General features: G+C 35.6%; 13 protein-coding genes. All 13 read left to right on the forward strand.

Translation table 11 applies throughout. From position 1 onward, the window contains the following. The first annotated feature begins 64 nt into the window (after positions 1 to 64). The 13 genes from L4D19_RS12970 (at position 65) to L4D19_RS13030 (ending at position 13191) form a co-directional block, all read left to right on the forward strand. Positions 65 to 631, forward strand: coding sequence for an elongation factor P hydroxylase (locus tag L4D19_RS12970; protein WP_428452805.1), 567 nt, complete (start codon positions 65 to 67; stop codon positions 629 to 631). Beyond that, positions 615 to 881, forward strand: a complete 267-nt coding sequence (locus tag L4D19_RS12975) for a YfcL family protein (RefSeq protein WP_428452806.1) — start codon at positions 615 to 617, stop codon at positions 879 to 881. Before L4D19_RS12970 ends, L4D19_RS12975 begins: the two co-directional genes overlap by 17 nt. A 924-nt stretch (positions 882 to 1805) precedes the next feature. Then, the gene (rffG, locus tag L4D19_RS12980) at positions 1806 to 2873 is read left to right on the forward strand and encodes a dTDP-glucose 4,6-dehydratase (RefSeq protein ID WP_428452807.1); all 1068 of its coding nucleotides are present in this window, start codon (positions 1806 to 1808) and stop codon (positions 2871 to 2873) included. Between the two features lie 17 nt (positions 2874 to 2890). Next, a complete protein-coding gene (rfbA, locus tag L4D19_RS12985) occupies positions 2891 to 3760 on the forward strand; it encodes a glucose-1-phosphate thymidylyltransferase RfbA (protein WP_428452808.1) in 870 nt (289 codons plus the stop codon). A 2-nt stretch (positions 3761 to 3762) separates the two neighbouring features. Next, on the forward strand, positions 3763 to 4161 hold the full coding sequence (locus L4D19_RS12990; RefSeq protein ID WP_428452809.1) for a sugar 3,4-ketoisomerase: 399 nt from the start codon (positions 3763 to 3765) through the stop codon (positions 4159 to 4161). Next, positions 4158 to 4898 (forward strand): acyltransferase, encoded by a 741-nt coding sequence (locus tag L4D19_RS12995; protein ID WP_428452810.1) that lies wholly within the window; start codon positions 4158 to 4160, stop codon positions 4896 to 4898. Before L4D19_RS12990 ends, L4D19_RS12995 begins: the two co-directional genes overlap by 4 nt. Then, entirely contained in the window at positions 4891 to 5298 is a 408-nt protein-coding gene (locus L4D19_RS13000) for a MaoC family dehydratase (protein WP_428452811.1), read from the forward strand. Before L4D19_RS12995 ends, L4D19_RS13000 begins: the two co-directional genes overlap by 8 nt. A gap of 2 nt (positions 5299 to 5300) precedes the next feature. Then, positions 5301 to 6410, forward strand: a complete 1110-nt coding sequence (locus L4D19_RS13005) for a DegT/DnrJ/EryC1/StrS family aminotransferase (protein ID WP_428452812.1) — start codon at positions 5301 to 5303, stop codon at positions 6408 to 6410. After that, positions 6410 to 7786, forward strand: a complete 1377-nt coding sequence (locus tag L4D19_RS13010) for a glycosyltransferase family protein (protein WP_428452813.1) — start codon at positions 6410 to 6412, stop codon at positions 7784 to 7786. Before L4D19_RS13005 ends, L4D19_RS13010 begins: the two co-directional genes overlap by 1 nt. Continuing rightward, complete coding sequence (locus tag L4D19_RS13015) at positions 7779 to 9560, forward strand: ABC transporter ATP-binding protein (RefSeq protein ID WP_428452814.1); 1782 nt, start codon at positions 7779 to 7781, stop codon at positions 9558 to 9560. The genes L4D19_RS13010 and L4D19_RS13015 overlap by 8 nt, the downstream gene beginning before the upstream one ends. 2 nt (positions 9561 to 9562) lie before the next feature. Beyond that, positions 9563 to 10486 carry a glycosyltransferase gene (locus tag L4D19_RS13020; protein ID WP_428452815.1) on the forward strand — a complete coding sequence of 308 codons (924 nt, stop codon included), beginning with the start codon at positions 9563 to 9565 and terminating at the stop codon, positions 10484 to 10486. 45 nt (positions 10487 to 10531) lie between these two features. Continuing rightward, complete coding sequence (locus L4D19_RS13025) at positions 10532 to 12205, forward strand: hypothetical protein (RefSeq protein WP_428452816.1); 1674 nt, start codon at positions 10532 to 10534, stop codon at positions 12203 to 12205. A gap of 20 nt (positions 12206 to 12225) precedes the next feature. Further along, complete coding sequence (locus L4D19_RS13030; protein WP_428452817.1) at positions 12226 to 13191, forward strand: FAD-binding oxidoreductase; 966 nt, start codon at positions 12226 to 12228, stop codon at positions 13189 to 13191. The last annotated feature ends 4 nt before the right edge of the window (positions 13192 to 13195 follow it).

Here is a 13195-nt window from a genome sequence, read left to right on the forward strand (position 1 = left end):
AGTCTTTACTTATGTAAAACACCGCTCAATCTTTCCATGATCGATAAGTAATTTTAAGTATACAATGTCCCATAATTACAGTGATTTAATAAAAGTATTCAACCAAATTTTTCTAGAAACGTACAATACAGAGTTGGTACTTGGCGGTGATGAACCTATTTATCTGCCTGCTGATGAAAATCATCAACATCATCGAATTATCTTTGCTCGAGGCTACTTTGCTTCTGCATTGCATGAAATAGCACATTGGTGCATTGCAGGACCAAAGCGGCGATTATTAGAGGACTATGGGTATTGGTATGAGCCTGACGGACGTACTGCTGAAGTCCAGGCTGAGTTTGAAAAAGTCGAGATCAAACCTCAGGCTGTTGAATGGATTCTATCAGCCAGTTGCGGATTTCGATTTCTAGTGAGCTGTGATAACCTGAATGGCAACTGTGAGCCAGATAGAGCTGGTTTTACCGACCAAGTGCGAGAACAGGTACTCAGCTACCTAGAGCAGCGTATACCTGAACGTGCAAAAATACTGTCTGATGCACTGCGAGAGCACTACCAAGTTGCTCCTTTGTGTACAGAGAGTTTTACTGAACCAGCTACCAACAAAGAGTATAGTTATGATCCAGCAATATGAAGAGAAGTTACTTAATCTGATTGATACGATGGTAGAGACTGCATCAGATGATGAGTTATTTGCTGGAGGTTATTTACGCGGGCATATTTCATTGTCAGCAGCTAATTGCGAGATGGATGGAATCAGCTCTATTGAAGCGATGAATATTGCTGTAGAAACGAGTTTAGCAGAAGCTCAGTCTGAGCTAACACCGGCTGATCAGCTAGTTGTTAAAGCCATGTGGGAGCAGCTGCAACAAGGCGTAGAGTAACTTTATTGTCAGTGAGAGTTGAAAATGTTAAATAAAAAGTGTTATTAATTGGCACTTTTTATTCTATTGAAGCTTACTAAAATTTCACATGTAGCTTGTAATCTGATAGTTATTGCAAACAGAATCATTGCAATCTAAATGACTTTACATTTTAAAGTATAGCAATAGAAGGTAAGTATAAATAAAGGGAAGGAGGTTTATAATTGCGTCTGATTTTAAAGATATATCTTCACATAACTTACGCTAAAGTAATTGAATTTTAAATTGCTCAGTTAGCAAATTAATATTTTACTCTTTAATAGATAGCGGTTAATACTAAGCTCAGATTTTTACATAAAGTGGTATTGTAATTTCGTTGATTACTGTGCAAAGTTGAGCTTTTGATGAACGATATTCTATACTTAGAAGATGATAAATTTAAATTAGCCACCCCCCCATCAGTAACTTAGCCTCCAATGGTTTAGTTCTATTATATGCTATGTGTCAGTCTGCATAGGTTATCAGTTTCTATATGTTCTATTTCGTTTAATATGAATGGAATAATTATTATTTCTTTGCTATAGCGATAATATACCTCTGTAATACATATGATTTAAGATACTGGGTATGATATCTGCCAATGAAAAAATATAGCAGATCTAATTGAATAATTCTTCACCTTATCAATCAAGAATCTCAGCCTTTCACGTGCCTAAAACTCTGATTATGAGCTCTATTTATAAATTAATCTGTTGAGAATTCAACCTTGTGCACCGAATCCATAGAAAAATACCAGATTTTGTCACTATCAATAATGGCTATTGATTTTGCTTATTGGTAAAATTGTCCGATTGCTACTAGTAGAATGTAGCGACAAAAAAATGAATTTTGCGCTTTGGGGGATCGATATAACCCTAGGGCGGTAGCATTCCAAAAAGGTATCATATGCAAATTCTAGTAACTGGTGGTGCTGGCTTTATAGGCTCGGCTGTAATTCGGCATGTTATTGATAATACAGAAGATTCTGTGGTCAATGTAGACAAGTTAACCTACGCTGGCAACCTTGAGTCGTTGGAAAGTATTGTAGAAAGCGAACGCTACCATTTTGAAAATGTAGACATCTGTGATCGTAATGAACTAGATCGGGTTTTCAGAGAGTATCAGCCTGATGCAGTCATGCACCTTGCTGCAGAAAGCCATGTAGACAGATCAATTGATGGGCCTGCTGATTTCATTGAAACGAATATTGTTGGGACATATACACTATTGGAAGCTGCGAGGGCATATTGGAATGCTCTTAGTGAAGATCGTAAGGATAATTTCCGTTTCCATCACATCTCAACTGATGAAGTGTATGGTGATCTTGAAGGTACAGATGATTTGTTTACTGAAACTACGTCATATTCTCCTTCTAGCCCTTACTCAGCTTCAAAAGCATCTAGTGATCATTTAGTTCGAGCTTGGCTTCGAACCTATGGCTTACCAACTATTGTTACTAACTGCTCAAACAATTACGGACCATTCCATTTCCCAGAGAAATTGATTCCTCTAATGATTTTGAATGCACTAGATGGGAAATCTTTGCCTGTGTATGGCGATGGTATGCAGATTCGGGATTGGCTATATGTTGAAGATCATGCATCTGCTTTATATAAGGTTGTTACTGAAGGTGTTGTAGGTGAGACATACAACATTGGTGGCCATAATGAGAAAGCTAATATCGAAGTTGTTAAAACGATTTGCAGTCTCTTAGAAGAGTTAGTACCTAATAAGCCTGATGGTGTAGCTAATTACAAAGACTTAATCACCTTTGTCACAGACCGCCCGGGACATGATGTTCGTTACGCAATTGATGCAGGAAAAATCGAACGTGAACTTGGTTGGAAACCTGCAGAGACGTTCGAGTCTGGAATACGTAAGACAGTTGAGTGGTATCTTAACAACCAAAAGTGGTGGAGTCGGGTTCTTGATGGTTCATACAGCCGTGAACGTTTAGGTATCGAAAGTAAGTAGCTAATAAGAGGTAAAAAATGAAAGGAATAATATTAGCTGGTGGTTCTGGTACCCGCCTATATCCTATTACCAGAGGCGTTTCAAAACAGCTACTACCTGTATATGACAAACCTATGATTTATTACCCGCTGTCGGTATTGATGCTTGCGGGAATCAAAGAAATTTTAGTTATAACTACCCCAACAGATAGGGCTAGCTTCGAGCACCTTCTTGGTGATGGAAGCCAATTTGGTGTTGAACTATCGTATGCGGAGCAGCCAAAACCAGAAGGTCTGGCTCAAGCATTTATTATTGGTGAAGAGTTTATAGGCAACGATAGTGTATGCCTAGTTCTTGGAGATAATATCTTTTGGGGACAGGGTTTCTCTCCAAAATTATTGAAAGCCGCTTCACTAGAAACAGGCGCCACAGTATTTGGATATAAGGTACATGATCCTGAGCGATTTGGTGTAGTTGAATTTGATGAGGATCAGAAAGCTATTTCTATTGAAGAAAAGCCTCAGAAACCAAAGTCAAGCTTTGCAGTGACAGGATTGTATTTTTACGACAATGACGTTGTTAACATTGCAAAAGATATTCAGCCCTCCGAGCGTGGTGAACTTGAAATAACAAGTATTAACCAAGCATATCTTGAACGTGGTGATCTAAATGTTGAGCTGTTGGGACGTGGTTTTGCATGGCTTGACACTGGTACATATGAAAGTTTACTTGAAGCCGCAACTTTTGTTGAAACCATCGAAAAACGACAAGGCTTTAAAATTGCGTGCCTAGAAGAAATCGCCTGGCGAAATAGTTGGATAAGCGATAGTGAATTATTAAAGGCAGCTCAGCCATTGTTGAAGAATACTTACGGTCAATATTTAAATAACTTAATTAAAGATAAGTGATAATGAAAGATCTCAAGTTAGTTAATTTTAAGTCATTGGGCGATGAGCGAGGTGGTCTTATATCGCTTGAAGGGAACAGAAATATTCCTTTTGACATCAAGCGAGTTTACTACATATACGATACTGAAGCTGGAGTATCAAGAGGTTTCCATGCCCACCGAGATCTAAAGCAAATTGCTGTTTGTGTAAAAGGCAGTTGCAAATTTATTATTGATGATGGTGATGTGAGGCAAGAAGTCTTATTAGATTCTCCATTAAAGGGACTCTTGATTGAAAGCATGCAATGGCGTGAAATGCATGAGTTTTCATCAGACTGTGTTTTAATGGTATTAGCTAGTGAACTATATGATGAAGACGACTATATCCGTGATTATGAAGAGTTTTTAGAGACTATAAAATGAGTGTACATAAAACTGCTATTATTTCAGAGAAAGCAACTATAGGTAAAAATGTAACAATTGGCCCGTTTGTTACAATATATGATAATGTTGTTATCGGTGATGATTCTATTATTGAGTCGTATTGTGAGTTGGGTGTGAAGAATAGGCTATCAGAAGATATGCCATTACTAATTGGCGATGGCTCGCATATACGATCACATAGTATTTTTTATGAAGGATCCACGTTTGGCGAAAATTTAGTAACAGGCCATAGAGTTACTGTCAGAGAAAAAACAATTGCAGGTAAAAATTTTCAATTAGGAACGTTATCTGATATTCAAGGACACTGTGAAATTGGTGACTATGTTCGAACACATAGTAATGTTCATATAGGTCAGCATAGTAAAATAGGTAATTTTGTTTGGATTTTCCCTTATGTTGTTTTGACAAATGATCCTCATCCACCAAGTAATGTCATGCAAGGCGTAACAATTAATGATTATGCAGTTATTGCCACTATGTCTGTGATATTACCAGGGGCTAAGATTGCAGAAGGCTGTCTAATTGGAGCTCATTCATCTATATCTGGCAATACAAAACAAGATACAATTTATGCAGGAAGCCCAGCGAAAGCCATTGGAGAAACATCTAAATTAAAATTAAAAGATGGATCACGAAAGCCGGCTTATCCATGGCGAAATCATTTTACGAGAGGCTATCCTGAAGACGTAGTTAAGCAGTGGGTGAAAGATGTATAATTTAGAAGATATAGAAATTGGAATGAGTGCATCTTATTCGCAAACAATTACTGATGCAGATATTAAATCATTTGCGGGTATGTCTGGTGATCGGAACCCTGTTCACATGGACGAAAATTATGCGAAAGAGTCAAGGTTTGGTCAGCGAATTGCTCATGGAATGATTAGTTCGAGCTTTTTTTCTGCGTTGTTTGGTACAGAGTTGCCTGGAAGAGGATGCGTATATGTTGCGCAAAACCTGAAGTTTAGAAAGCCTGTACATATTGGCGATACAGTTACTGCGACAATCGAAGTTACTGAAATTAATATAAGAAAAAGAAGAGTCTTTTTTGATACATATTGCAAAGTAGGTAAATCGAAAGTCATAACAGGTAACGCAGAAATTTATATTCCGGAGTAAACATGATTAATTTTTTAGATTTGAAATCTGTTAATGCCCAATACCAAGAAGAATTAAAACAAGCATGCTCTCGAGTAATTGAATCCGGTTGGTATATTATGGGCTCTGAACTCGATGTATTTGAAACAGAATTTGCTGACTACTGTGGAACAAAACATTGTATAGGCGTTGCCAATGGACTGGATGCGCTAACGTTAGTTTTACGAGCTTGGAAAGAGCTTGGAAAACTTAAAGATGGCGATGAAGTTATTGTCCAGGCAAATACCTATATTGCATCAATTCTTGCAATTACTGAAAATAATCTGACTCCAGTTTTCGTTGAGCCAAATGTAGAAACATTCAACCTCTGTCCTAAGAAAGTATCTGAATCTATTACAGACAGAACGAGAGTAATTCTTCCTGTTCATTTGTATGGTCAGCTTTCACCAATGCCTGAAATCATGGCAATTGCAGAAGATAATGATTTGTTGGTTTTAGAAGATTGCGCTCAGGCTCATGGGGCGGAATTCGATGGTAAACGCGCAGGTAATTGGGGACATGCGGCTGGATTTAGTTTCTATCCAGGGAAAAATTTAGGTGCACTGGGTGATGCAGGTGCTGTAACAACAAATGATAAAGAATTATTTGATGCGATTAAGGCACTTGGTAATTATGGTTCACAAGTAAAGTACGAAAATATTTACCAAGGTGTAAACAGCCGCTTAGATGAAATTCAAGCTGCAATGCTATCGGTTAAATTGAAGCATATAGATGAAGAAGTCTCAAAACGTCAAGAAATTGCACAACGTTACGTAAATGGTATTAACAATCCATTGGTAACTCTTCCAACAATTACAAGAAAAGAATCAAATGTATGGCATTTGTTTGTGGTGAAAACAGAATATCGTGATGAGCTACAAGCTCATCTTAGTAATGAGGGCATATCGTCGTTGGTTCATTACCCAATTCCGCCACATAAGCAACAGGCATACACTGAATATAATCATCTATCTTTACCATTTACTGAACTTTTACATCGTCAGGTATTGAGTCTACCTATTAGCCCTGTCATGACTCTTGCTGATGTTGATTATATAATTGAAAAAGTGAATGCATTTAAGGTTGAAAAATAATGGCTAAAATATTACTTTGTTTTTCATCCCATATTTATGTTGATGGTAAATTCAGACTAGTCTCCTATTATGAAGGTTTAATCAATGAACTAAAAAAAAATAATAACAGGGTAATGGTCTGTAATAGTGCTGAATTTTTAAAAAAGTCATGGAATAGTGATAATCAAGAATCAGGGATGATTAGACGGGAACAGCTGAAAAAGGACATTGAATCATTTTCTCCTGATTTAGTCATATCTTTCAACAATTCAAAGTTATCTTTTATTGAAGATATTTGTAACTGCCCAATAGCAATATGGGAAGCAGATACTTTTTCATTTTATAATGATAAAGAGAAAATTAAGAAAAATCCAAATCGTTACCTATATTTTTGTTTGTCACAAAATGTGGCAGAACAAGTTAAAGCCGTTGGCGCAAAAGATGAGAATGTCTTTATTATTAAATCTGGTACAGCGATTGTTAAAGAGAACGTTGACGTAACAGCAAATATTAGCTTTATTGGCAGCAATTTTGCTGGGCCTAAAAATCTTGGCAAATTGTTGAAAGTGCATAATACACCGGAAGTTAAAAATGCAATAAAGCACTTAGCTGATAACTTTTATGATGATCCTAAAGATTATTTAAAAGAGCGTGGTCTATCATATATATTAGATTATATGGTTCCTGGTGACTTTGGCAATATTAATAGTTGCCAGAATAGAATAAATGTTTTAAATGTCATGAATGAACTGGGATTGGTTCTTTATGGAAATGCCAGTTGGTATAAAACCGTTGATTTCTCTCCACAGTTAGCATTATCTTTTAATCCCAAACCTGTTTACTCGTTAAAACACAACCAAGATGTCTATAATGCAAGCCACATTTGCTTGAATGTATCTCATATTCAAGCTGTTGATGGTTTTCCTTGGCGTGTAATGGATGTGATGGCTTCAAATGGTTGCTTGTTGACGAATTATAACAGTGGTATCGCAAACTTTACTAAAGGTTACGTAGATTTACCGATGTATAAATCTGCTGGTGAAGCTTACGATTTAGCAAGACGTTTGTTAAGGGACGAATCCTATCGCAAAGACTTGGTTGAGGCTAGCCAGGCTTGTATAGAAGACAAAGGTCGCTGGCATCATCGTTTCAAGGAAATTGAGGAAGCCACAGGAATTAAGCTTACTAGCGAATCGACTGGTTCTGGTGAAGCTATTTACATTGATCGTAGTGATTATATTACTGATATATATAAACATTATGTGAAATTACTTTTGCTTGCAGCAAAAATAACACCGAAGCAAACACATTCGATGTTATATAATATCGCAATAGCACTTGGTTTTAAAATTGACTATCACATGGTGAAGTCAGTGATGGAACATGATCATGTTTAACTTATTTACCAGTTTCGTACGGGATTATGGTTCCAAATTTAGATTGCGAATTATTTTTGTCCTTTTATCTGCAATCATTGCTGCATCATTTGAAGTTATAGGGGTGGCATTACTTTACCCGTTGATAACTATTTCTATGAATCCGGCCCTAGTGGAACAGAGCGATAAAATACGATTCGTATATGAGCTGTTAGGTTTTAACGACACTACTTTCTTTCTTGTGTTTATTGCCTTCTGTGTCGGCATGTCATTCATTGTGAAAAATATCTACATGCTAATACAACAGAGGTTCCAGTTTAATCTAGTCAGGGATTGGCGTAACGATATTTGTTCAAATTTAATGGAAAGTTATATTGGTGCGCCTTTAACATTTCATTTAACAAAAGACTCTTCAACGATTATAAATAATTTGACAGCAGTAGTGAGTCGTGCTGTTAATTCTTATTTGATTCAATGTATTATGCTTGTATCTAATATGATCGTTTGTTTTGCGCTCCTGGCTATTCTATTGTATCAATATTCAGGAATATCAGTTCTGATTGGTGGAGTAGTCGGTGGATTGATTTTTATCCAAATGAAAGTCATTCGGCGGGTGACACGTAAACTTAATGACGAATATGTACAAGCAAGCCAGGAAAATATTGGCATTCTTACGATGGCTTTAGCTGGTGTCAAGGATACAAAGCTGATTGGTAAAGAGAGTATTTTTCTTGGTAAATATAACGTATCGAATAGAAAGGTGAGTGATTTGGATAAGACAAATATGTTTGTCCAATATATTCCAATCTATTTAACAGAAGCGATATTGATGTTTGGTATTGTTATGTTTATCTCTTACGTTTTACTTACGTCGGCTAATCCAGCGGAGGGAATTGCTAGTATTACATTGCTTGCTGCAGTTGCAATACGATTAGCACCAATGATGAATAGGGTTTTATATTGCTATTCTCAAATAAAATCCTCAAGCAATGCTGTAGAGACTATTCAAAATGAGTTTGAGCAGTTAAAAGGTCAAACTGACATAGCAAATAACAGATTGGAATTCAACGATAGTATAACTTTTCGCGATGTTAACTTTTCATATGATGGAAAAAATGGCAAGGGTCTTAAAGCTATAAATGCAGTAATCAATAAAGGTGACTTTATTGGTGTTGTTGGATCGTCTGGTGCCGGGAAAACAACTTTTGCAGATGTTCTTTCTGGGCTACTGACTATTACTTCGGGAAATGTTTTACTGGATGGAAAAGAAGTCTCATTAACCGATTATAAAAATATAAGGAATAACGTCAGCTATGTTAGCCAGAGTCCTTTTATTTTGAATACGTCGATTCGAGAAAACGTTGCATTTGGTATTCCGAAAGCAGATATAAATGATGCAGAAGTATTAGATGCTATTGAAAAATCGGGTTTGAATGAAATTGTAGCTGAACTTGGCTTGGATTATGAACTGGGTGAAAACGGTAAGAAGTTATCAGGAGGACAACGTCAGCGAGTTATTATAGCTCGTGCTTTGTATTTCAATCGTGAAATCATTGTTCTCGATGAAGCAACTTCTGCTCTTGATGCTACAACAGAAAATGATATTTCAAATGCGATCTTGGCCCTAAAAGGTAAAAGAACAATCATTGTTATTGCTCATCGCCTGTCAACATTGAAAAATGCGGATAAACTATTCGTCTTTAGCGAAGGGTCTATCTCTGCTGTTGGGGGATTTGATAATCTTTCAAATGAAAATGATGAGTTTAGAAAAATGGTTGAATTATCTAGGTATTAAGTATGAATGATTTTCGACCAAAAGTCGCTGTACTTATTGGATGTTATAATCATGAGAGATATATTGAGTCTTGTTTAGAATCAGTTATTAAACAGACCTATGATAATATAGTTATTTATATCTCCGATGATTGCTCTAAAGATAACACCGTCAAAGTTATATCTGAGTACATTGCTAAGTATTGTCAGCGTTTTGATATCATACTTGACGCGAAGAAGAACAATTTAGGTGTGGCAAATAACTATAATTCGTTAATACAACTAGCTTTAAAAGATAATGATGTTAGATACATTATCCCCTTTGCTGGTGACGACTTGATGCTGGAAGATAAGGTTGCTCGTCAAGTTAAAGAGCTGGAAAATAATAAAGATACTTACCTGTGCTATTCAAATATGCAGTGGTTTAACAGTGATACTGATAAGAAAATAATCAATCACTTTAATATGCTATTTAATCCTAGTACGTCGATCGATAAGATTATTGGGGAGGCAATTATACCAACCCCAACTCTTTGTATTCGAAGGGAAGCACTTGAAAATATAAAGTATAACAATCAATTGAAGTACGTAAATGATTATTTACTAACTGTAGAGTTGGCTTTGCTGGGAGGTGTGCTTTATATTCCAGAGATATTAGTTCGGTATAGAAAGCATGGTGCTAGTATCATGGATACTACACTTTTCCTTGAAGAGCGAGTCGATGCTGCTAGCTATATAACCGAGCACTATGGATATGAGCCAGCTGCAAAACATTTCGCATCTACAGCAAAATTTGATTATCTAATTAAATCATTAAATGAATCTAATTATAGAGAGAGCGTTGTCAGATTTGTGAAATTGATACCTACCTTTTTCTCTAGTCAAAAATGGTTTTTCCGTTTGTTGAAATTTTTGGTATTAATTGCCAAAAGAACATTTAAAAAATGATGAACAATATAGATCTGACATAGTGGCAACAGGAATGTAATAGAGATGAAAGTTACTTCGTTAAAAGATTTGGATAAATACGATTATTCAATTCTAGGTATAGGAGTGCTGCTATATATACTTATATATGCAGTCAGTGTGATATCAAGAGTTGAATCCGTTGAGTTTATGGGGATAGATGCACATTCTATCGTTGACTCTTTGAATACAATAACAACATATCCATATTATAATATGGGTGACTCATATCATTCAAAATATTATGGGTGGACATATTTATCACTGAATTTTGTTGTTTTAATGTTTTCAAAATTATTTGGCTTGGTAAATGAAGAAAGCTTCAATATTATAGTTAGGCTAAATCTTTTTGTTATAGGGATGTTGTTAACAATAACCTTATATACATTAAGTCGCCATTTCTTTTCACGAACAATATCTGCATGCACTGTATTATATTTTTTGATTGACCCGGTTTCTTCACATTATTTTTTGACTATTCATCCCGAATCTATAGGTTTGTTGCTTCAATGTGTTGGGCTAATCGTTCTATTGGATTTAAGTAGAAGTAAAGCTTTTTCATTTAAAAAGTTCATATTTGCAGTTATTCTTTTCTCTTTATCATCACTAGCAAAACAACCCTTTTTTATTGTTAACGTAAGCATAGGCTTGGTATTTTTTGCTTGGCTTTACAGGGATGCTGGCTATAACTTACAAGTGAAAGATATTGTAAAATTAATGATCTGCTCTATAGTGGCATTTCTAGTTACTTTTTTTATTATTCATCCATATGCTTTTTTGGATTATAGCTCCTTTATAAAAGCTCAGTCAGAGCTATCTTCTGGCCATTCGTCTGTGGAAATAGCTGAGGCTTTAAATACTTGGTTCAATGAACTGTCAAATAGTATTGTTTTTTGTCTAAACTTGTTGATTTTATTTTCTCTACTATTTGTTAGGAGAGTGCATTGGGTTTATATTTGTAGTGTAACAATCACACTATTGATTGTATCTCTATTTGTGTATAAATCGAGGATGTTTATTAGTTTAGTTTATCTTTATCCTCTATACATTTTTGCAATTTTTAATATTGTCTATTTTTTTCATATTGTCGCAAATAAGATTTCTAATAAAACTGTAAAACAAGTATCTTTATATATAGTAGTCTTTTTTATCTTATGTAATGCAACATCAAACCTGACATATTCGGTTTTTTCTGCACATTATAGATTTCTCACTGATGGTCTTGGCACAAAATATATTACATGGAACTACATAAAAAGTTTAGATGAAAATGTTGCTGTGGCCTATTCACCTGATGTTGCAATGCCTGAACCATACAAATCTAATGGTTGCCATGCATGGCAAGGATGTGCAGATTATGTAAATTTAAGCGACTTTAAGCCAGATGTGGTAATATTTAGTCCAGAGTACCCCCATTACAATTTCTCTGAATATGAAAAATTTGCGAATAGAGATGAATACAAATTAGTGAAAATGGTAAAACCAGATTTTTCCTTAGATTCATACAATTGTACAAATAGTTCAAGAATTAGTGTGACGGAAATTCTAAAAGATAATTCATTTGTGCTGAATTTTTTAAATATTCAGAATTTGATTAAGAGTTCGATGGAGTGTGTTGATAGCTATTCACTCATGCTTAATAATTATAATACCAATTCAATATCTGGCTTGCCAAAGTATATCTATATAAAAAATGATTGAAGCTACTATCTGGTGCTGTTATGACGTTTAATGTAAAAATTGAACCTTCTGGTAAATTCTTCGAAAGCGAGCAAAATTTACTAGAGGATGCTATTTCTCAATCAATTCCACTAGAGCATAGTTGTAAAACTGGCCAATGCGGAGCATGTGTGGTTGAGGTCTTGTCTGGGTCTGTTGAAAATGAACACGGTAAAGTTGTTACTTCAGGTACAGTATTAAGCTGCCAATCAAAAGCGCGAACTGATGTGGTACTTAGCGCAAGTTACTATCCGGAGCTTACAGGTATAAAGCAACAAACTGTACCTTGCAAGGTTTCCAGTTTCGACTATAAGACTGAAGATATCATTGTCATCTCTTTTCGGATGCCACCTACAGCAAATTTTGACTATCTACCAGGACAATATGTTGATTTAAGCTTTAAGGGAGTAAAACGAAGCTACTCTATAGCTAATGCAAAACAAAATAATAAAGAATTAGAGCTTCACATTCGTAAAGTTCCTAATGGCCAGATGTCTGACTTGATCTTTGGTAACGTTGTAGATAATCAATTAATGCGAATCGAAGGACCCAAGGGAACGTTTTTCGTGAGAGATAATCCAAAACCTCTAATCTTATTAGCTGGAGGTACGGGTATTGCTCCTGTTAAGGCTATTGTTGAAGATTTAGCAAATAATGATGACCCTCGGGATATTTATATATATTGGGGAATGCCGTTAGCTGAGGGTTTCTATCTCGATTCACTTATTACTCTGAGCAAAGATAAATCTAATATAAATTATATTCCTGTATTATCAGGGGATGAAGACTGGGATGGCCGAAAAGGACTTGTTCACAAGGCTGTTTGTGAGGATTTTGAATCCTTGGAAAAGTATGACGTTTATGCATGTGGTTCTCCTATCATGATTGATACGGCAAAGCATGCTTTTTTTGAGAAAGGACTATTACAAGATAGTTTCTACTCAGATGCATTCACCCCCTCAAAATAATTTT

The sequence above is a fragment of the Photobacterium kasasachensis genome (assembly GCF_050336885.1).
GTDB lineage: Bacteria > Pseudomonadota > Gammaproteobacteria > Enterobacterales > Vibrionaceae > Photobacterium > Photobacterium kasasachensis.